Here is a 21,862-nt window from a genome sequence, read left to right on the forward strand (position 1 = left end):
GTCATACGTTACTAGGAACTTAAGGAGTCTCCATGTTTTATGATTTAGCGCGTCGCTATATGTTCAGTAAAGATGCCGAGTGGGCTCATGATTTCGCACTCGGAAATTTACGCCGCTTCGCGAATACCCCATTAAGTATGGCCTGGTCACAGTCACTTCCAAAGAAACCGGTTAATTTCCTTGGCCTGGAATTTGACAACCCGGTTGGGTTAGCTGCGGGACTCGATAAAAATGCAGAATGCATTGATGCATTCAGCCAGATGGGATTTGGCTTTATTGAGGTGGGAACGGTCACACCAAGACCTCAGGCAGGTAACGAAAAACCGCGGATCTTCAGGTTGCCTGAAGCGAACGCAATTATTAACCGGATGGGCTTCAATAATAAAGGGGTCGACAACCTGGTTAACAATGTAAAAGCAGCGCGTTATAACGGGATCCTGGGTATCAACATCGGTAAAAATAAAGATACGCCGAACGAGCAGGGCAAAGATGACTACATTCACTGTATGCGCAAAGTGTTTGAGCATGCATCTTATATTACCGTTAATATATCGTCACCCAATACACCGGGTTTGCGCGACCTGCAATATGGCGAAGCATTGGATGACTTGCTGCAAAGTTTAAAGAACGAGCAAATCGACCTCATCGAGAAGCATAAAAAGTCAGTACCAATGCTGGTAAAAATCGCACCCGATGTTGACGCTGTACAGTTGCAGCAAATTGCCGAGTCATTAGTTAACAACCGTATTGATGGTGTTATTGCAACTAATACAACCTTATCAAGAGAAGCGGTTAAAGGGTTAGAGCACGCTGAAGAAGCCGGTGGCTTATCGGGTCGTCCGGTACGTGAAAAATCCACACAAGTTGTTAGTGAATTGAAACGAATGACTGAAGGTAAACTGCCTATTATTGGTGTTGGCGGGATCGACAGCGCCGCAGCGGCAAAAGAAAAGCTCAATGCAGGCGCAGATTTAGTGCAGGTTTACACTGGCTTTATCTATGAAGGACCTCAGTTGATCAAAAAGATCCTCACTGAGATCTAACTAGCTGTTTTATAAGCTTATGAAATGGTTTGTAATTATTTTGAAATATACAGACGAACTCTTGAGCTAATGTGAAAAACGATCTTTTCCTTGTGGAAAAGATCGTTTTTTCCTTATAAAGATCATTCATATAGCACGATGATCTAAAACAATTTGTTATTACAAAAATTTTTACACAGTGATAATTCGCGATATACTTCTTTACAGGCATACGCACATAACACATTGATATTGGGAGGTCCATTTTGCAAGCATCCAAAGAGTGGCGTTGGATTAGATGTAGCCACAGAAACAGACTGCTTGTTGACTTGGGCGAGGACCTTCAGTTATGTACGCCATTTCGCTTGAGGCAGTTAACCGAAGATTCCCTTCATAGCGTCGATTTGAGTGTCGACGAAGCCGCTTTTTATCGTAATGTGTATGATTATTTGCTTGGTTTTAAGGTCTGGTCTGAACCTCAGTGTTGTCAGATAGCGCTTAATGCCACAGCAGCAAAATTCCATCTACTTCCCGTTCAGGCCAAAAGTTGGTTTTTCAAATGTTACAACGGGGGCCAACCCTTGTGCGAAGCTGTAGTTACTCTCCAATCAAGATGCCAGTCAGGTGAATTCCTGATAGTCGATCATAACCAGGAAACCAGCATGTGTATCAACCTGACTCAGGGTTTTATGCTGGATGAGAACATCGAGTTGGAGCAGTTTCAGGCCATCAAGGTACTGAATGACAGAGTGCACCCTCTGATCCAGGCACATAAGTTGACCCAAACAGCCTGACAGGGCAGCTTCTCATTTTTATCATGCGCCAACGCGTACAGCCACTCTGATATCCCAGTCTGTCACTTGCTGTGTTATACTCGCTGCAATTGAAATTATTGAGTATTTACATTGCAGTTTATCGCCTTAACGTCCATTGGAATTGAAAACCTGTTGCTTGAAGAACTTCAGTCTCAGGGACTTGAAGTCGTCAAGCAAAGCGTTGGTTCGGTCCGCTTCACTGCGGATAGCCTGGCTGTTCAAAAATTCTGTATGACAACGCGTTTTGCCACGCGTGTCATGATGCTGATTGATGAACATGAAGACATCAACAATAAAGATGATTTGTACAAGTTTGCGCGTTTTCAGGGCTGGCAGGAGTGGTTTGGTCCAAAGCAAACGTTTGCGGTTGAATTCAATGGCACTAACCGGGAACTGAAGAACACTCAGTTTTCCGGTCTAGTCATCAAAGATGCCATTGTGGATTATTTTCAGGATCTGTACGAGCAACGTCCGTCTGTTGATAAACAAGAAGCCAATGTGCGCGTTATCGCCAAGCTCAATAAACAGAAAATTGCATTGTATATCGATTATTCAGGCCCGCGCTTGTCTGACAGAGGGTACCGAACCAAGCAAGGTCGGGCACCGATCCGGGAAAACCTGGCTGCGGCTCTCGTAAAACGAAGTGGCTGGCTGAGTGATACCTCTAAGCCATTATTTGACCCGTGTTGTGGTTCCGGTACTTTATTGATTGAGGCGGCCAGTATGGCCCTGAATGTCCCAGCTAATCTGAATAAAGATTTTGCCTTCAAACGTTTGCCTGGTTTTCGTGATGCCAAATTTAAAGAACTTAAAGCTGAATTGAAGCAGGCACAGCTGGATAAACCTTTATGGATCATAGGTCAGGACATTGATGCGCAGGTGCTCGATACAGCCAGAGGAAATGCTAAACGTGCCGGGCTTGAGCAATATATTCGCTTTAACGACGGAGATGCCAGTCAGCTGACTTGTGTCGCTAAGCGTCCAGGCACGTTATTAAGTAACTTGCCTTATGGTGAGCGTCTGGGTTCTATGGCTGAGCTGATTAACCTGTATCGGGGGATGGGCGAGCGCTTTAAAAAGCACTATAAAGATTGGTCATTGGCATTACTTGGCACAGATGAAGCGTTGTTTAAAACACTTAAGTTGTCGTCTAAAAAGCGCTACAAATTTAAAAATGGTCCACTCGACGTGTCCCTCTATTTGTATGATATGGATGAACGTCAGGTAGCGCAAAATGAACAAGTAGGGGCACTGCATTTTGAGCAGTCTCGAGCCTTCGCAAACCGGGTTAAAAAGAACAAGCAAGCTTTGAAAAGCTGGCTCAAGAAAGAGCAAGTCGAGGCCTACCGTGTCTATGATGCCGATATTCCAGAATATAATGTTGCAGTCGATGTCTATGGTGACAGTGCCGTCGTATTTGAGTACGCAGCACCTAAAGAAATTGATGAACTGGTTGCCAATAAGCGTCTTCAAGACGTGATCACGCTTACCGCCGAAACCTTGGATATTGACCCTTCTAACATTGCGGTTAAAGTCCGTAAAAAGCAAAAAGGTCAGGAACAATATAATGCACTCAGTAAGCAAAACCGAGTGCAAGTCGTTGAAGAGTTTGGTGCTAAATTCAAAGTAAACTTGTTTGATTATCTGGACACCGGGCTGTTTTTAGATCATCGTCTGGCAAGACGATATATTCAGCAAAATGCTAAGAACAAGCGTGTTCTTAACTTGTTTGCTTATACAGGGAGCGCTTCGGTTCATGCGGCACTTGGTGGTGCAAAAGCGGTGACGACAGTGGACATGTCTAAGACTTATCTGAAGTGGGCAGAAGAAAACTTTGCCTTAAATGAGCTGCGTAATCCTCGGTTTAGGTTTGAACAGGCAGACTGTCTGAAATGGCTTGAGCATGCGCAAGGTCAATATGATCTTATCTTTCTTGACCCGCCAACTTTCTCGAATTCAAAGCGGATGAAAGAGGTTTTTGATGTCCAGCGCGATCATATTCAGTTGCTTGAGTGGGTCAAAAAAATTCTCAGTCCTGGCGGTACCTTGTTATTCTCCAATAACAAACGGGGTTTTAAAATGGATGAAGTGGGTTTGATGGGGCTCGGCCTGAAAGCCGAAAATGTGTCAGATCAGACCTTGTCGCCGGATTTTAAGCGTAACAAGCAAATTCATAATAGTTGGTTGATCACTCATGGCTAAGCTCACTCTGTTTTATACCGATGGCTGTCACCTGTGCGAGCAAGCCTATGAATTGGTGTTACGTTGTGTTGCCAGCGATGCAGTGCAGCATCAGGACATTGTGGAAGATCCGCAACTGATGGCTGAATACCAGACGTCTATTCCCGTACTTAAGTCAACAGATAGCGCCAGAACTCTGTTTTGGCCCTTCACAGAACAAGATATAAAAGAGTTGTTAAAGTAAGATGGATTTAATCAGAATTGCACGGGCCCAACTGGCTTTTGGCACTCATCCCCTGTTAGATCAGGCAGATGCAGTCATTGAAGCAGGAGAACGGGTCTGTATTGTCGGGCGCAACGGTGCCGGTAAGTCAACCCTACTCAAAGTTCTGGATGGCCAGGTCCACTTGGACGATGGTGAAATCAACCAGGTCTCGGGACTTAAAGTGTCTCGCCTTGAACAGGATCCGCCAAAAGGAGCGCAGGGCAGTGTATTCGATTATGTGGCTGGGGGTCTTCCCAATATTGCCCAGCTGTTGATTGATTATCACAATGTCAGCGAAGCGTTGCAAACTGATCACTCTAGTAGCTTATTGAGCCGTCTCGAACGTTTGTCCGCAGATATTGAAGCCCAGGATGCATGGCGTTTCGAAAGTCGTATCAAGCTGGTGCTGACGCAGTTGCAACTGACCGCTAATATGAAACTCGAAAAGTTATCAGGCGGTTGGCTACGCAAAGTGGCTCTGGCTAAGGCTTTGGTGAGTGATCCAGATCTGTTATTGCTTGATGAACCAACCAACCACCTCGACATGAGTAGTGTTGAGTGGCTTGAGCAGTTTTTAAAAGAATTCAAAGGCGGCATTGTTTTTATTTCGCACGACCGGGCATTTATTCGCGGTGTTGCAACGCGGATACTCGACTTAGATCGTGGAAAGCTGGTCTCTTATCCGGGCGATTATGCCAAATATCTTGAGCAAAAGGCGCACGACCTCAAAGTAGAGGAAGCACAAAATGCCTTGTTCGATAAAAAGCTAGCGGAAGAAGAGACCTGGATCCGTCAAGGGATAAAAGCACGACGTACACGCAACGAGGGACGAGTCAGAGCTCTAAAAGCACTGCGGGTTGAACGTAAGCAGCGTGTTGAACAAGTTGGTAAGACCGACTTTAACATTGAATCGGCGGAGCGTTCAGGGAAACTGGTCTTTGAGGCGCAACACATTGGTCATGCTTTTAAAGATAAGCGCATTGTTGATGAATTCTCGACCCTGGTTATGCGTGGTGATCGGGTTGGCTTAATTGGTCCAAACGGGGTCGGTAAAACGACGTTACTGAAAATTTTATTTGGTGATATCTCTCCCGATAAAGGTAAGGTGAAGCAAGGCGTCAACCTTGAAGTGGCCTATTTTGACCAGTACCGGGAAAAACTGGATGAGGAAAAAACGGTTCAGGACAATGTCGCCGAAGGGAAACAAGAAGTACAAATGGGTGGTCGTAGCCGGCATGTACTGGGTTATCTGCAAGACTTCTTGTTTCCTCCTGCACGCGCTCGTACCCCGGTTAAGGCGTTATCGGGGGGAGAAAAGAACCGCCTGTTGCTGGCTAAGTTGTTTCTAAAACCTTCGAATGTTCTGGTACTGGATGAGCCGACCAATGATTTGGATATTGAAACACTTGAGTTACTTGAAGAGATCATCAATCAGTATCAGGGGACTATCCTGATTGTCAGCCACGACAGGGAGTTTATCGATAATACCTGTAACAGTGTTTGGGCATTTGAAGGTAATGGCAAGGTGACTGAGATCGTAGGTGGCTTTAGTGATTTTGAAGCGTACCGATCGCAGCAGGAGGCACAGAAAAAAGCGCTGGAAAAACTCGACAAAGAGAAACAACAAGCAAGCGATAACAAAAAACCTGCCAATAAAAACAAATCAGGCAAATTAAGCTACAAATTAAAGCTTGAACTGGAAGCATTGCCGGGTAAAGTAGAGGCTCTGGAAAACGAGCTGGAAGAGCAGCAAAACCTGGTGAATTCGCCGGAGTTTTTTAAGCAAGATCCTGAAACGACCCAAACCGCGTTGAACCAATTGGCTGACCTTGAGTCCAAGCTTGAAGCCGCGTTTGAGCGTTGGGAAGAATTAGAAGCATTACAGAATCAGTAGTAAGGATTGAAATGAAATATTCACTTATGGCCGCCAGCATTATTTTCGGCCTATCTGGTCAAGCGATTGCCGCGACCTACAAACTCACTGAATTACCAACCAGCGACATTGGCAAAATGCACTATGTCACGGATGTCAATGAAAGCGGTGACGCCATTGGCCGCGTGACAGGTTTATTTAATTTGCCAGTCGACATTAGCTATATAGACTTTCAAGACAACTCGATCACTAGCTATTACGACTCATACAAAAGAATTTTGGAAAACAGAGATGAGACTATTTCGTTCACTCTGGATGATATAGAAAATGGCGATGCGCTTTCAACAGACGCTGAAGCACATAACTTTATGCTGGGTTACTTATCATCTGGTACACAAAGTGCCAGTGCTGAATTCCAAAAAATCAGTTCAGTCGCCGGGCTCGAATTCACAGGTACCAGTGTTAACCTGGTTGATATATTCGATATAGAGTCGCCCGACTATGCGGGTCTGACACGTTCCGTCAGTAATTCGATGACCGCTGTAGCGGCTGATGGCACTGTGGTTGGCTGGGGCTCTGCGCCTTTTAAAAAGATTACTTTCACGCCAGAGGGTGAAAGCGAGGCAAAAACCTATTTTGTTCGCGACTGGCATGCACGCGCAATAGTAATATCTCCGGGTGGTAAGCGAGTAACTTTAGAGCCTGAATTCACTGAATATGGTGGCTACAGTATCGCGACAGATATTACACTGACCGATGAGGGAAATTATCTGGTGGTCGGTCAGGCATCAGTAGGTTTGCCTGAAAACAGCCAAACTACGATCACTGACAATTGTGATGATAAAGACGAGCCTGAAGCGGTTTGTATCTGGCGTCAGGGGCGGGGGGTCTATGATCTGCGCGCTTACCAATGGACGCTGGATAAAGACTTCAATGTCATTGAAGCAAAAAACCTGGGTATTGGTTTGGAGCGCAAGGACGATGAAGACAATCCATTCTACAGTTCGGCGTATGCTATTAACAAAGCGGGTATTGCTGTAGGTAAGTCCAGAGTCAGGATCGACGATAGCCTTAAGGCTTTTGAAGAGCCAGGCTATTATCAGGATGGTCAGTTTTTCACTTTACGAGAGCATGATGACTTTTATCAGACAGGGTATGCTCTGGATATCAATGACAACAATGTGATTGCGGGATACGTAGGCAGACAAAACCAGGGCACCTTATTTGAAGTGAATGGGTTTTACTACGACATGAATGATAAAGAGTTGGTAGAGATCCCCAGTTATTTCAGTGGCTCAGACACATTCGTCAGAGACATTAACAACGCTGGTTATATGGTTGGTGAAGGCGAAACTGAGAAAAACGTTTCTAACTCTCGTAGTGAAGCATTCATGTATAAGATCGGTGACGAAAAGCTGACTAATATCAATGATCTACTACCTTGTAAGAGTGACGATTTCCCATACACTGTATCTGAAGCAATCCGTATAACGGATGACAATACGATATATGCTGTTGCAACCAAAACGGTGACAAAGCTGGACTCGTTTGGGAACCCAGACAAGGACTCTGATGGCAACGAAGCATCAGAATCAGTTGTGGTGCCAGTGGTTCTGACTAAAACGGGTAGCACAGAGATCAGTGAATGTGTCGCGCCGGAAACAGAGACGTACGAGCGCCAGTCTGCTTCTCTGAGCTGGTTGTCTTTACTTGCACTTCCTCTGCTGTGGGTACGTCGCAGACGCCAGAAATAATCTATCCGAGGCATACATTAGTATGCCTCGCGTCTTCTTTGGTCACAGCTGCTTCTGGATATTCCCCGCCCGGATACTGCTTTGACGGTCTTTTTTGCTTAAAAAAGCGCTCATCATAGGTCATGCAGATTTAACCTGGCTGACACAGTCTCTTTCCTTCACCTTAATTGGACCTGCTTACCCAGGCTTATCGAACAGATGACTACGCCTGTCTGACTCGATACTTTTGTGACTTCTTGCACTTATACCAATTTCACTTAATACCTGTTCAATTTGAAGGAGCAAATATGACGCTAACGGCGTTATAAATTTCTCATTTAGAACCTTTAACCTTAGACATAGATTCACAAAATTCCTGCCTCGCCTATATGGATTTAGGTGCCTTAGCAATAGCAGGAGCGGTATTATCGACTATATTTTCTCGCCTTAAAATAGTGCACTTAATTAAGAAAATTAGAATTATGCGTAGGCTTTGAACAATGTTTATTCTTTGATAACACCTTATTTTTGTAAATATTTCGTATTGAACTATGCAGTAAACACTGCATTAACTCATCATAAAGTGCTTAGCGATAACAATTTGGCCATCCTTACGGCTGTTCTTACCAGTGCTGATTGTAAATGTATTGATACATTGTGGAACCTTCCAAATACCTTGGCATTCATAAATATGCAACAAATAAATAATCTTATTAGTTATCATATATATAGTGATAATTTGTATTGATGTTGATGTGTTTCAAACAATAAAAATGTACTAGATTATTATTGTTGTCTAGTCACTTGTTATGTTTTTTTGTCTCGATAAACTTCATCCGCCTGCATCTGGGATAGAGATGTAATGAAGTTCTATTGATGTCAGGTAAAAAATAAAAACAAGTGAGGATGCATTTATGCAACTAGTTAACATAAAAAAGCCAGCTGTTAAACTCAGCGCAATAGCGCTGGCATTAATGGCACACCACGCGAGTGCGGCGGTGGATTGTAGTGGGATACCTCAGTGGCAGGCCGGACAGGTATATACATCTGGCCAGCAAGTGCAACAAGATAACATAGCTTACCGGGCAAATTGGTGGAACCGTTCATCACCTAAACTTCGCTCTGGCCAATGGCAGGAGTGGCGCAAACTGGGAGAGTGTCTGGGAGATGAGCAACCTAATCAATCACCTGTGATTGACATGGAACTGCCTGGCAGTGATATGACAGTAAAAGAAGGCGAAAAGCTTCAGTTCGTTTTCAGTGCACATGACAGTGATGGCATCGTCAGACAGGTTTCTGTGTATCACAATGATGCTTTGGTTAAAGTACTGGACGAGGCTCCATACGTGCTCAACTGGAAGGCACGTGTCGGGGATCACGTTTTCCATGCTGTTGCAATTGATGACGATGGCGCAAAGTCAGTATCGGCAAAGCGCACTGTTAAAGTAGCAGCATTACCGCCGGAAGAAAAAAATACCGCACCTGTCTCACGCCTCACAGCTGAATTGCCCAGCGAACTCGAGGTGGGTAACCTGGTCCGACTTACACTGCGAGCTCATGATAAAGAAAATGACCGCTTAACTCAGGTACTCACGTTAAATGGTCAAGAGATCATGCGTACTGAGCTTGCACAAGCGCATTACGAATGGTCAGCCACATCGGCCGGGCGTCATGAGTTTACTTTGCAGGCAACGGACGAGCATGGCCTGGTGTCGGAAGCAATAACGCGTACTTTTACTGTGAAAGCGTCAGGTGATGATCAAGCCAGTCAGTTGGACTGTTTACCTGCCGGACTATATCGCACACCTGGCGTAACCAGTGCTTACTGTGATGTATATGATAGCGAAGGCCGAGAGAAAATGGGGGCTGATCATCCACGGCGCGTGATTGGGTACTTTACCAGCTGGCGGCATGGTAAAAATAATCAGCCAAGCTATCTGGTCAATGACATCCCCTGGGACAAGATCACCCATATTAACTATGCTTTTGCCCATGTAAACAGTCAGAACGAACTGAGTATTGGTGACCCTAAAGCTGAAGGCAACGCTGCGACCAATATGACCTGGCCGGGCGAGGCGGGTGCTGAAATGGACCCAAGTCTGCCTTATACCGGACATTTCAACTTGTTAAACCGCTACAAAAAGCAGTATCCACACGTCAAAACAATGATTTCTGTGGGTGGCTGGGCTGAAACAGGCGGTTACTTCGATGAAACCGGGACGCGCGTTAACAGTGGCGGGTTTTACACTATGACCACCCATGCCGATGGCAGTGTGAATCATGATGGGATACAAGCGTTTGTTGCCAGCTCTGTGGCGTTCTTACGCCAGTACGGGTTTGATGGTCTGGACATTGACTACGAATATCCGTCGTCAATGAAAGATTCGGGTCACCCTGAAGATTTTGACATCAGCAACCAGCGCCGTGCTGGCCTGAATAAGTCTTATCAGGTGCTGATGAAGTCTTTGCGTGAAGCGCTGGATAAAGCGGGTGAGCAGGATGGTAAGCACTACATGCTGACCATAGCCTCTCCTTCTTCAGGTTACCTGTTAAGAGGCATGGAAACTTTTCAGACTGCACAATACCTGGATTTTGTGAACATCATGAGTTACGACCTGCACGGTGCCTGGAATGACCATGTTGGCCACAACGCGCCTTTGTATGATACCGGTAAAGACACTGAACTGAAAACCTGGAATGTATATGGTACCAAAGAGTTTGGTGGAATTGGCTATCTCAACACAGACTGGGCCGTGAATTATTTCAGAGGTGCATTGCCTGCCGGGCGGATCAACATTGGTATTCCTTATTACACCCGTGGATTTAAGGACGTGCGTGGTGGTGAAAATGGTCTTTGGGGTCGTGCGCCATTGCCTGATCAAAACGCCTGTCCGAAAGGAACAGGGATTGGTGAGAAGAACAAATGTGGTAATGGTGCCATTGGCATCGACAACCTGTGGCATGACATAGAAAATGGCCAGGAAGTCGCTGCCGGGTCGAACCCCTTGTGGCACGCAAAAAATCTGCAACATGGTATTAATCCGAGTTATCTGAGTGACTATGGTCTGACACCTGCTACAGATCCGGATGATGTGCTGCGAGGCGACTATGTGCGGCATTACGATGACATCGCTGTCGCCCCCTGGTTGTACAATGCACAGAAGAAAGTCTTCCTGTCGATGGAAGATACTGAATCCATGCAGACCAAGCTTAATTATGTGCTTGAAAAAGGCCTGGGTGGCGTGATGTTCTGGGAGCTGGCCGGCGACTTTGACTATCATGCAGATAAAGGTGAGTACTTCATGGGCTCGACTATGACCAGTCTCGCCTACAACACCTTCAATCAAAATGGCACAGACTACGCGACAGTGCAGGGTGATGCAGAATTTGTTGTGCCTGAGTCAGCGGTTGATATCCGTTTTAACGCCAAAGATTTCCCGGTTGGCGATCAGAATTACCCAATCAGACCTACATTCCAGTTTACCAACCACTCGGAGCTGGACCTGAGCGGGGCGACAATCAGCTTTAATGTGCCAGTCTCAACCTCTGCGATCTTCAAGTCTAACTGGAATGCCCGTAAAAAACTGGGCATGAAAGTAGAGCATGATGCCAGCAATGCACGCGGTAACAACATTGGAGGCTTTGACAACGCATTCCATCGCTTCTCAATTACCCTGAAAAACGAGTGGGGCGGTCAGCTGGAGTCGTTTAAACCAGGCGAGACCGTGAATGCTCAGGTTATGTACTACATGCCGATCACAGGGCCGGTTAATTTTGTCATTGAAAAAGGTGGCAAACAATACGCCTTCAGTAGCGAATATCCTCAGTTGCCTGTAGCGAAAAAATCGGATGACACTTCCGGTGGTAACCCACCATCCGGCACGCTTTGCGAGGGGGTTGAACTGAGTAATATCAATCATTACCCACAGTGGCCGCGTACCAACTGGGCCGGCACACCGAGCCATGCGCTCGGTGGCGATATGCTGATCCACAACGGTTACGTCTACAAAGCCAAGTGGTGGACCAATGCCACGCCGTCCAATGGTGGCGCCTGGCAGCAGGTTTGTTCGCTGTAATCCTCAATAAATAGCGGTGGCATACTTGCCACCGCAGGAGATAACCCTATGAAATATAATAAAACCCTATCGGCTCTCGCCGTGGGGATGAGCTTGGCTGCTGCCAATCAGGCATTCGCACATGGTTATATGGACTTTCCTAAGGCCCGTCAGGCGATTTGTCAGGAGCAGGGCGGATTCTGGTGGCCAAAAGATGGTTCCAAGATCCCCAATACTGCCTGCCGTGCCGCATTTTTGAAATCCGGTCATGTACAGTTTATTCAAAAGCATGAATTCGCTGCCAATACGGCAAATTTTAACGATCAAAGTGCGGTTGAGGCGAATATTCCTGATGGCACTTTGTGTCATGCCGGCGATAAAAACAAAGCGGGCATGGGTTTACCCTCAAAAGACTGGCAGACAACCCCAGTAACGGTCGACAGTAAGGGACAAGTTAAAATTCGTTATCGGGCTACAACGCCACACAATCCCAGTTTTTGGCAGTTTTATCTGACCAAGCCGGGTGTTGATTTTAAAAACAAAGCACTTAGCTGGGCTGATCTTGAACTGGTGCAAAGCCATGGCAATATCGACTTTTTTATGGCACCCGATGGCAAACGTTACTATGAAATGAAAGTTGCCATTCCCGAGCGCTTTTCGGGGGATGCGATCCTTTACAGCCGCTGGCAGCGGGACGATATAGTCGGAGAAGGTTTTTACAACTGTAGTGACATTACCATTGTCAGGGGATCAGAACCTCAGCCACCGCAAAGCTGGCATAGCGCCGGGTACTATCTGCGTCAGGGCCAGCAAGCGCATGTTGGCGATACCGTTTGGATGCGAGTATTTGACACCAATGGTAAAGAGTTGATCCAGGAAAAGCTCACTATTACTGAGGCTCATCACAACAACTGGCCTGCATATTTTGCGACTCAGCTCAATGAGGCGTTTGCTTCACTGCTGCGTATCGGCGTACAGGATGAGCATGGCAACATTCAGTTTGATGAAACCAGCCTGGCGAGTAATCAGGTTTTTGTCACTGATCAGACGCATAGCTTCAACCTCAGTATTGTGGCTAAACCTGCGAATACACCCCCTACGGTACACACCCCAGCAATACTGACCGTACAGGAAGGGCAAAGCGCTCATTTGCATGTGCATGCTTTCGATGATCAGCAAAGCACACTGCATTTTGACTGGCTGCTACCGGCTCAGATCAGTTACTCCGGCACTGGCTCGACTATCACAGTCAAGGCTCCACAGGTTGATAAAGACACGCAGTTCAGTGGCAGGGTTACCGTCTCTGACGGGCAGCTAAGCACCTCTGTCAATGTGGTCATTGCCGTGACTAACCAGGACAACACACCAACACCACCCGATAGTGACGCCTGGCAGGCGGATAAGGTTTACACCGGCGGAGACATTGTCAGTTTTAACGGTAGCCAATACCGCGCCAAGTGGTGGGTTCGCGGACAGCGGCCAGACAGCAGCCATGCCTGGGAGCGGATCGCGTCACCCTCTGAGCCGCAAGACCAATGGCAAGCCTCGGTCGCATACGCGGGTGGTGCAGTGGTGCGCTATCAGGGGGAACGCTATCAGGCTCGTTGGTGGACCCGAGGTCAGCAACCTGGCAAGCACAGTGTGTGGAAAAAACTATAACAATTTGTGAGGAAAAAACATGTTTAATTATTTGATCAGTGCGGCTGCGGTCGCGTCAGCTTTATCTGTAGCGACAGCTGTCGCTGCGCCATCAACCCCGAGCATTAACTGGAAACCGCAAAATTACTCGTTTGTTGATGTAAACATATACGGCAGAGGCTCCTATAAACAGCTGATCCAGGCCAAAGAAGTAGTTGATATCGCCATCGAATGGAATGCCTGGTCGGGCAAAGGGGGTGACAGCTACAAAGTGTATTTTGATGACAAGGTGGTTAATGAAGGGCAGCTGGCGAAAGGCACCACCAGCGGGGTGATCCGTTTCCCTTATCATAAATCAGGCCGTCATGAATTGCGCATCGCACTGTGTGATGCGTCGGGCTGCGCTACCTCTGCCAGTAAGCCGATAGTGATCGCAGATACTGATGGTGGGCACCTGGAGCCGCTTAAGCTAAACGTTAACCCAAATAACAAGCAATATGACACCGACCCCAATACCGTGGTGGGTGCCTATTTTGTTGAGTGGGGTATATACGGTCGTAACTTTGATGTGACTCAGATCCCGGCGGATAATCTGACTCACCTTCTGTATGGTTTTATTCCTATTTGTGGACCGAATGACTCGCTGGCAGAAATTGAAAATGGCAATAGTTTGCGCGCGTTAAAGCTGGCCTGTGGCAGCTCTGAAGATTATGAAGTGGTGATCCACGACCCCTGGGCTGCAGTACAAAAGGCCTTGCCAGGGATCAGCAGTAAAGATCCAATCCGCGGTACTTATGCACAATTAATGGCGCTTAAACAGCGTAACCCGGACCTGAAGATCTTACCTTCGGTAGGTGGCTGGACTTTATCCGATCCTTTCTTTGACTTTACGGACAAAGCGAATCGCGACACCTTTGTCAGGTCAATGCGCGAGTTCCTGACTACCTGGAAATTCTATGATGGTGTGGATATAGACTGGGAATTCCCGGGCGGTGATGGTGCCCACCCAGACCTAGGTGCAAGCACGGATGGTGAAACCTATGTGTTGTTGATGAAAGAGCTCCGGGTGATGTTGGATGAGCTGGAAGCCCAGACAGGTCGTGACTATGAACTGACATCAGCCATTGGTACCGGTTGGGACAAAATCGAAGATGTTGATTATCGCGATGCTGCGCAGTACATGGATTACATCTTTGCCATGACCTATGACTTTTACGGTGGCTGGAACAATGAAACAGGCCATCAGACGGGCATTTACTGTGGTTCACACCTGAGTTCAGATGAATGTCAGGGTACCGGTATAGATGAGCAAGGAGAGGTAAGAAAAGGCCCCGCTTATACTTTAGACAATGCAATTCAGTTATTACTTAAGCAAGGTGTCCCCAGTGAAAAACTGGTGGTTGGTGCCGCTATGTACGGACGTGGCTGGGAAGGTGTTTATCCGAAAAATGCTCAAATTGCCGACAACCCGATGACCGCGCCGGCCAATGGTAAGTTGCGTGGCAGTACGTCACAGGGCGTCTGGGAGGCCGGTGTTATTGACTATAAAGGGCTCAAAGCACACATGATAGGCAGTGATGAGCTAGGTATTAATGGCTTTGAAGTGGGTTATGACACCACAGCCGAAGCTGCCTATGTATGGAATCGTCAGACCGGAAAACTGGTTACCTATGATAGTCCGCGTTCCGTCAGAGCCAAGGGACAATATGTCCGTGAACATAACCTGGGCGGCTTGTTTGCCTGGGAAATTGATGCCGATAACGGTGATATTCTCAATGCGATGCACGAAGGGCTTGCCGGGAAAGTCACAGAGCCGGTGCCAGTGAACAAAGCACCAGTCGTCACTATGCCGACAAACCTGACATTGGCGGCGGGTGATGTCTATATCCTGACTGTCGATGCGCGTGATCCGGAAGGTAAAGCACTGACTTATCGCTGGTCTGGTGATGCTCAACTGAATCTGCAAAGTGAGCATGACAGCGTTATCGTAACGGCGCCGAATGTCACTCAGGACGGGGTGTTTACGGTTACTTTGCAGGTTTCTGATGGGGTAAACCAGGTGCAGCGACAGGTCAAAGTGCTGGTAAAAGCGCCTGTGGTTGAAAATAAAGCGCCCGTCGTTGGTGACATAGAGAGTATTAGCCTGGATGAAAAGTCCAGCAAAACGCTGACTGTAAGTGCTACTGATCCGGAAGGTAAAGCACTGAGTTATCGTTGGAATGTGCCTGGTCATGCAATCAGTGGCCAGGGCGCATCTGTCACCCTGACCGCCTCTGAAGTGGATAAAACACAGGCTGTGACTGGTACTGTGACCGTCAGCGATGGTGTCCATGAAGTACAGCGTCAGTTTAACGTCACGGTGAAAAACTTGGTTGAAACGCCCGATCCGACACCTGGCGATGGCAAAACCACCTGGGATGCCAACACAGTGTATGTAGGCGGTGACAAGGTGTTTTACAAAGGCGTTGAATATCGTGCTCGGTGGTGGACACGAGGAGCAACACCTTCCAACGGGGGAGTGTGGCAGGAAATCATTCCAGACGACGGCAAAGTGCGAGCCTGGCGTAGTGACCTAGTTTATACCGGCGGAGACAAAGTAACACACGCTGGAGAAACCTGGCAGGCACGCTGGTGGACCCGAGGTCAGGCGCCCGGCAGTAACGGTGTTTGGCGCAAGCTATAAATTAACTCGCTGTTACGGATAATCCTTATTAGCGCAAGGATGCGTTTCCAACTGATAAATAAAAACAACGAACAATAAGAGTATAATCATGTACAAATTATCACCCGTAGCGTCTTTTTTTGCCGCGATGAGCGTGTTTGGTGCTACAGCCAGTACAGCACCAGTGAGTATCCATAGCAATCAGCAACTTGAGTCGCAGCTCATTGAGCAGTTGCAGCAATCTACGCGTTTTTTCCAATCTCGTCAGGCGGGCACGCAGCCAGACCTTGAATTTAAAATCCACAGCCGCAGCGAAGATGGCAAACACCTTCGTCGTAGCCAGTATTATCAGGGGGTCCGCGTACACGGTGGAGAAATTGTCACACACCATGATGCACAAAACCTGTTTAGTGTGTGGTTTTCACCTGAGGGGAATATCACTGGAGTCAGTGGCTCAGTGGTACCGGCTCCTAAGTTGGATTCAATTGTTGCGTCAATTGATGAAGAAAAAGCGCTGAGTAGCGCAAAGGCCAGTATCCCGGACCTGTTACTCACGCATGATGAGCAGGTTGAACTGGTGGTTTATCCTTACCAGAATGGCTTCAGATTGGCATACATGGTCACTTTTTTTGCTGAGACTGAGCAAGCCCCCAGCAGACCGGAGTTTTTCATTGACGCACACAGTGCTGAAATCCTGAGTCATGTAGAGACGCTCACGCACGGCAAAATTGGCACGGGCCCCGGCGGCAATGAGAAAATCGGCCGCCACTATTACGGAGAAGATAAGCCCAAGTTTTATGCGACAGAGCGTGACGATGGACGCTGTGCGCTGGCGCATGATGACATTCGTGTGATCGATATGGAGCATGACATCAGCAATACCGAGACTTTCGTGTTTGATTGTCATGAGAACCAGCATAAGTCAGTCAATGGTGCCTATTCTCCCCTTAATGATGCGATGTATTATGGTAAAGCGACACTGGAGATGTTTGATGACTGGTACAGCAGCCGTGCATTGGAAGGCGATCTGGTGATGCGGGTGCACTACCGGGAAAATTATCTCAACGCGTTCTGGAATGGCAAAGAGGTGACGTTTGGTGATGGCAACTTGTCTCGTTATGGCGTATATCCTTTCACATCACTGGGCGTGGTCGCCCATGAAATTGCCCATGGTGTGACTTCGCAAAACTCAAAGCTGGTGTACAGCAGTATGTCAGGTGGGGTGAACGAGGCGTTTTCAGATATGACGTCGGAGGCATTGGAGTGCTTTTTGAATCAAGACGCCGATGGCAATTGTGAAGTGGATTGGTTAATTGGTGCCAGCATTTTCAAAAACCGCACAGCGCTGCGTTATATGGATGATCCAACCAAAGACGGCAAGTCTATTGGTCATGCGGATGATTATACCATAGGGCTCGATGTTCACTACAGTTCAGGGGTATTCAACAAAGCTTTTTATCTGCTGTCTACCACACCAGGCTGGGGCGTAAAAAAAGCCTATGAGGTGATGTTGCATGCAAATAAACACTACTGGGTGTACAACGGTAATTTTGAATCGCTGGCTTGCGGTGTAACGGATGCGGCCGAAGAGCTGGGTTACAATATCGAGGATGTTGGCACGGCATTTAAACAGGTTGGCGTGTTTGCCTGCACAGAAAATAAAGCACCTGAAATCACCATTACGAACCCAGATGAGGGTAGCCGATTTAAGATTAACTCAGCGCTGACTTTCAGTGCTGATGCGAAAGATGACTATGGCGAGGTTGCTAAAGTGACCTTTATGGTGGACGGTGAGCAATATCAGACATTAACCGAAGCGCCTTTTGAGGTACGTTGGCAAAGCGACCAATCCGGTACCTATCAACTGAGTGCGGTAGTGGAAGACAATGAAGGCTTGCGCGTGACCTCTGAGCCTGTGCGGTTTACGTTAATCGACCCGAATCAATGTCAGACACCCCAATGGCGAGAAAGTCAGGTCTATGTTCAGGGTAATAAAGCGGCCTTTGACGGCTATGAATATACTGCTAAATGGTGGAACCGGGGTCAAAGCCCTGCGCATAACTCTGGCTCCTGGGGAGTATGGCAGCGCGGCGTTGAGTGTGGCCTGACTCAGGAACAGCCTAATCAGGCACCTGAACTGACTTTCTTGTCACCAGCAAATAATCTCGAAGTGTCGGAAGGTAGCCGGGTAGAGGTAGCATTAAACGCGACCGACCAGGATGGTGAAGTTAAAGAAGTGCTGATCAGTGTGAATGGCCAGCTACTGACAAAGCTTAGCCGAACACCTTATGCGTTTAATTTTAACGCTCAGCAAGCTGGCGAATACACCTTGAGTGCAGTAGCAGTGGATGATGACGGCGCGCGCTCTGATGTTGTGACGCGTTTTATCAAAGTGACACCTAGCCAGGATGAGGTACATGCGCCTGAGGTGGTATTAACCAGCCCTAAAAACGGTAGTCAGTTTGCCCCTGAGCAGCCGATTACGCTCCTGGTTCATGCGTCGGATAAAGATGGTGATTTGGCTCAGGTCCGATACTTCATTAACGGCAAACAAGTTGCTAACAGCAATCTAGAGCCTTTCAGTGCGTCGACGACTTTGAGCGAGGCAGGGACCTACGAGCTGTATGCCGTGGCCAGCGATAAGAGCGGTTTGCAGACACGTTCAGCCACCCATCAAATTCACATCAAAGAGAAGGCTCCAGGCTGCCGGACTGGTGGCTGGTCTGCTGGCACTGTATATACCGCTGGCAACCAGGTGAGCTATAACGGCAAACTGTACCAGGCAAAATGGTGGACACGTAATCAGGTCCCCGCGGAATATTCAAGTCGTTGGGCAGTGTGGAAAGTAATAGGGGAGTGTAAGTAATCAAGTTAAGGGCCTGAGTTTCTACTGTTTCAGGCCCACTTTATCTGTTGCTGCATAGACAGTAGGTAACATTAAATAACACGCAATTCGTTGTCACTATTATTTATCCAGATAAAATGCCATTTGGAATTTGTTTAAGGAAACGTAATAGTGAAGACACGCGCATTCGTAACACTTATGCTTACAGCTATTTTGGTTGGCTGTGGTTCAGGTAATGGTGAGACTACGCCTGATATAACAGGGCCTGTAACGCCACCGAAACCGAGTGTAAAAAGCACTAAGATAGTCACTCAGGGATTTGAAGTGAGCATTTATAATCGACTTGCAGAGCAAGATGCAGATGCTCCTGAGTACAATCTAGATACTCCTTATCAGATGAATGAGCCTGTCACATATCGGGATGTTGTATTTCACCTTAACACGCAAACAGAGTCGGTCAAATTGACATCCCTTGATAGATTTAAACCTTTTCAATTGATTTCTAAGGCTTATGCTCTGTCGCTTATGCCCCCTCAGACAGAAGAAAACATTGTGTCAATTGACATCACTTCGGCAATGGATTTTAGTCAGGAACATCCTTCTGGGAGCAAATTGAATGCGTTGTTTTCGGTGACTTATGATGACGCACTCAACAAATACTATTCTTATAAAAACGACACGAAAACATTTTTCACGGTTGATGAATTCTTACAGTATGGTCGCGATGGTGAGCCCTTGAACGCAGGCTTTAATCGCAATCTGGTGTTGAATACGGGGCCTGAGTATCCAGGAAACATGAGTTTTTACATTTCGATAGAATTGGATAATGGGAAAGTTTTCTCGTTAGAGACTGAGGAGATCGCCTTTAAGGTCCCGGACGAATAATGTAGGCATATGCGTCATTTGATCCTTACGAATGCCATGCCTCTGATTTGTCAGAGTTTGTCCTTCGCTATATTTGATGAATAACCATGTTAGGGTATCTATCATGCAACGCTGAGGGCAGGCGTAGTATGAAGATTGTTTATGTAAGCGTTTATCTAAGGGGGGGCAACTTAATACAGGAGTTGCTGCGTAAAAGCCGGTTTATCCGAACCGGCTTAATACTGATTTACAAGTATTGTCAAAGCGTCTAAAACTGTTGTACCACTTTCACAGCATCAGTCACCGAATCGGAAGAGACAAAGCCAATTGTATCTGGGTTCGCTGAGACCATTTTGATGACTTCTGCGTCATTAGAAACTTCCTTGGGTGGTGTGCCTTTACCAGTAAAGATGAGTTTAGACCAATATGCTTTGAGCTGAGCAGAAGACTTATTGAGCGCCTTGCTGTTAAACTCGTCAGTGATCGGATTACCGGGTTCCTGTGATACCGGGATTGCTTTATTCCCATTAGAAAAAGACTTCTCTTTGCCAGTAAAAATACGGTTTATCGTTGAGGTATCAAAGCTACTGCCGTTGCTAGGGTGAACAATCACGGATACGCCAGCATAAGCGTTAAAAGCTGACGACAATAGCACTGCGTATATTAAATTTCTCATGTTATTTCCCCTAAAAAACCAAATCAACACCGAAAGTGAGTGATTCACTGTCGCCAGCTACTGCCAGTGCAGTCGAGTCATCTTCGACTTTGTCGTATTGTACTTTGAATGCTGCTGAAGGATGGAAATCCCATCTCACCCCGACGGCACGAGTATCATGTTTTTCCGGGTCGTCTCCATCTTTTTGTTCAAAATTGGAATACATAATGTATGGGGTGATAGTGTCAAAGCGATAGCCAGCACTGATCATGTAGGTATCTAAATCACCATCAAGGTCCAGTCGGTTAAACTCAGATAAGATAAAGACATTGCCAAAGTCTGCGTTGGCGGCGAGACCATAAAACTTGCCATCCCGGCTGTCTTTGCCGTTCCAAAGCTCAGGTTCACCATTACGAAAACGCTTGTTGGTATAGCGCATGTGGGTGACTCGCAACTCGAGCCAGTCATAGCTGAGTTGTACCACACCGCCCAAAATATCTTCCCAAATCTCCCGGGTAGGGGTTTGGAAGAAGAATTCAGACAATAGTTTATTTTCTGTGTCGTCCTCACGTCCTGTGTACACGTTGGCAGAAATACCCCAATCTCCGATTGCACCGCTGTACAGCAGGTTGGCACCTTCATAATTAAATATCTGCCAGGTATAGTTGTCGGCAGGGGCCCTCATCCACACATACGCATACCCGACATCATAAAAATCAGAGTAGTAAAACAAAGGTAAACGCTTCTTACCGACCTGAAATGTCCAGTTGTCGTTTATTTCGTATGAGGCATAAGCCCATTCAAATTCTGCGTCATAATCATTGGCACCTCTGGCGACAATTTGACCTGTGACGCTCAAGCCTTCACCCAGATCGCTGCTGATCTGCAAACCGATCAGGGATTCTGGAGAAAAGGATAAGTCCTCTTTATAAGCGCTCACAATCGGATAGTCAGCCAAAAAAGTAGGTTCCAGGCCGAACTGAGGGACACCCGAACCACTTAACACCTGACCACCGGTCATACTGGCGAACCCAGATATGTTAACTTCGGCATGAAGTGTGGTTGATGCTAACGCTGTGACCAAGAGAGTATATTTTAGTTTCATGGATAGCTCCGCTAAACTCGTGTTGTTGGCACTGCTAAGTATAGTTATATACTCGAAAAAGAAAGGTTTTTTGCATAAATTGTGAGCAATTTTGTGGGCTTTGTGGGGGGAGGTAAGAAGCTTTGGACACATGCCTTCGACCGGGCCAC

The 21,862-nt window shown here is 46.9% G+C and carries 13 protein-coding genes; 11 read left to right on the forward strand and 2 right to left on the reverse strand.

Translation table 11 applies throughout. The features are described from left to right. The first annotated feature begins 32 nt into the window (after nt 1–32). The 11 genes from pyrD to MHN31_RS07995 all read left to right on the forward strand — a co-directional run bounded on the left by pyrD (nt 33) and on the right by MHN31_RS07995 (nt 19,974). Nucleotides 33–1,043: a quinone-dependent dihydroorotate dehydrogenase gene (gene pyrD / locus MHN31_RS07945; protein WP_125559293.1), complete on the forward strand. Its 1,011-nt coding sequence runs from the start codon at nt 33–35 to the stop codon at nt 1,041–1,043. Between the two features lie 242 nt (nt 1,044–1,285). Further along, nucleotides 1,286–1,816: a cell division protein ZapC domain-containing protein gene (locus MHN31_RS07950; RefSeq protein ID WP_125559295.1), complete on the forward strand. Its 531-nt coding sequence runs from the start codon at nt 1,286–1,288 to the stop codon at nt 1,814–1,816. A gap of 111 nt (nt 1,817–1,927) precedes the next feature. Continuing rightward, nucleotides 1,928–4,039, forward strand: coding sequence for a bifunctional 23S rRNA (guanine(2069)-N(7))-methyltransferase RlmK/23S rRNA (guanine(2445)-N(2))-methyltransferase RlmL (rlmKL, locus tag MHN31_RS07955; RefSeq protein WP_125559297.1), 2,112 nt, complete (start codon nt 1,928–1,930; stop codon nt 4,037–4,039). Continuing rightward, entirely contained in the window at nt 4,032–4,262 is a 231-nt protein-coding gene (locus MHN31_RS07960) for a glutaredoxin family protein (protein WP_010386060.1), read from the forward strand. Before rlmKL ends, MHN31_RS07960 begins: the two co-directional genes overlap by 8 nt. Nucleotide 4,263: 1 nt before the next feature. After that, nucleotides 4,264–6,177, forward strand: a complete 1,914-nt coding sequence (locus tag MHN31_RS07965; RefSeq protein ID WP_125559299.1) for an ABC transporter ATP-binding protein — start codon at nt 4,264–4,266, stop codon at nt 6,175–6,177. A gap of 11 nt (nt 6,178–6,188) precedes the next feature. After that, nucleotides 6,189–7,910: a DUF3466 family protein gene (locus tag MHN31_RS07970; RefSeq protein WP_125559301.1), complete on the forward strand. Its 1,722-nt coding sequence runs from the start codon at nt 6,189–6,191 to the stop codon at nt 7,908–7,910. An 893-nt stretch (nt 7,911–8,803) separates the two neighbouring features. Then, the gene (locus tag MHN31_RS07975) at nt 8,804–11,965 is read left to right on the forward strand and encodes a glycosyl hydrolase family 18 protein (protein ID WP_239443985.1); all 3,162 of its coding nucleotides are present in this window, start codon (nt 8,804–8,806) and stop codon (nt 11,963–11,965) included. A 48-nt stretch (nt 11,966–12,013) separates the two neighbouring features. Then, on the forward strand, nt 12,014–13,603 hold the full coding sequence (locus MHN31_RS07980; RefSeq protein WP_239443986.1) for a lytic polysaccharide monooxygenase: 1,590 nt from the start codon (nt 12,014–12,016) through the stop codon (nt 13,601–13,603). A gap of 19 nt (nt 13,604–13,622) precedes the next feature. Continuing rightward, nucleotides 13,623–16,265, forward strand: a complete 2,643-nt coding sequence (locus MHN31_RS07985; protein ID WP_239443987.1) for a glycosyl hydrolase family 18 protein — start codon at nt 13,623–13,625, stop codon at nt 16,263–16,265. Nucleotides 16,266–16,353: 88 nt separating this feature from the next. Then, nucleotides 16,354–19,110, forward strand: coding sequence for an Ig-like domain-containing protein (locus tag MHN31_RS07990; RefSeq protein ID WP_239443988.1), 2,757 nt, complete (start codon nt 16,354–16,356; stop codon nt 19,108–19,110). A 150-nt stretch (nt 19,111–19,260) separates the two neighbouring features. Continuing rightward, nucleotides 19,261–19,974: a DUF5034 domain-containing protein gene (locus MHN31_RS07995; protein WP_239443989.1), complete on the forward strand. Its 714-nt coding sequence runs from the start codon at nt 19,261–19,263 to the stop codon at nt 19,972–19,974. Between the two features lie 247 nt (nt 19,975–20,221). Here MHN31_RS07995 and MHN31_RS08000 read toward each other — a convergent pair whose 3' ends face one another. Both MHN31_RS08000 and MHN31_RS08005 read right to left on the reverse strand, forming a co-directional pair. Next, entirely contained in the window at nt 20,222–20,629 is a 408-nt protein-coding gene (locus MHN31_RS08000; RefSeq protein ID WP_010386095.1) for a phosphate ABC transporter substrate-binding protein, read from the reverse strand. 10 nt (nt 20,630–20,639) lie between these two features. Beyond that, nucleotides 20,640–21,713 (reverse strand): porin, encoded by a 1,074-nt coding sequence (locus MHN31_RS08005; RefSeq protein WP_125559315.1) that lies wholly within the window; start codon nt 21,711–21,713, stop codon nt 20,640–20,642. Nucleotides 21,714–21,862 lie beyond the last annotated feature (149 nt).

Source organism: Pseudoalteromonas sp. McH1-42, from assembly GCF_022347845.1.
GTDB classification, from domain to species: Bacteria; Pseudomonadota; Gammaproteobacteria; order Enterobacterales; family Alteromonadaceae; genus Pseudoalteromonas; species Pseudoalteromonas rubra_D.

Coding starts and splice junctions, on each gene's coding strand:
- MHN31_RS07980 (WP_239443986.1), top strand. CDS start 12,014: ATGAAATATAATAAAACCCTATCGGCTCTCGCCGTGGGGATGAGCTTG.
- MHN31_RS08000 (WP_010386095.1), bottom strand. CDS start 20,629: ATGAGAAATTTAATATACGCAGTGCTATTGTCGTCAGCTTTTAACGCT.
- MHN31_RS08005 (WP_125559315.1), bottom strand. CDS start 21,713: ATGAAACTAAAATATACTCTCTTGGTCACAGCGTTAGCATCAACCACA.
- MHN31_RS07985 (WP_239443987.1), top strand. CDS start 13,623: ATGTTTAATTATTTGATCAGTGCGGCTGCGGTCGCGTCAGCTTTATCT.
- MHN31_RS07965 (WP_125559299.1), top strand. CDS start 4,264: ATGGATTTAATCAGAATTGCACGGGCCCAACTGGCTTTTGGCACTCAT.
- MHN31_RS07970 (WP_125559301.1), top strand. CDS start 6,189: ATGAAATATTCACTTATGGCCGCCAGCATTATTTTCGGCCTATCTGGT.
- MHN31_RS07960 (WP_010386060.1), top strand. CDS start 4,032: ATGGCTAAGCTCACTCTGTTTTATACCGATGGCTGTCACCTGTGCGAG.
- MHN31_RS07990 (WP_239443988.1), top strand. CDS start 16,354: ATGTACAAATTATCACCCGTAGCGTCTTTTTTTGCCGCGATGAGCGTG.
- pyrD (WP_125559293.1), top strand. CDS start 33: ATGTTTTATGATTTAGCGCGTCGCTATATGTTCAGTAAAGATGCCGAG.
- MHN31_RS07975 (WP_239443985.1), top strand. CDS start 8,804: ATGCAACTAGTTAACATAAAAAAGCCAGCTGTTAAACTCAGCGCAATA.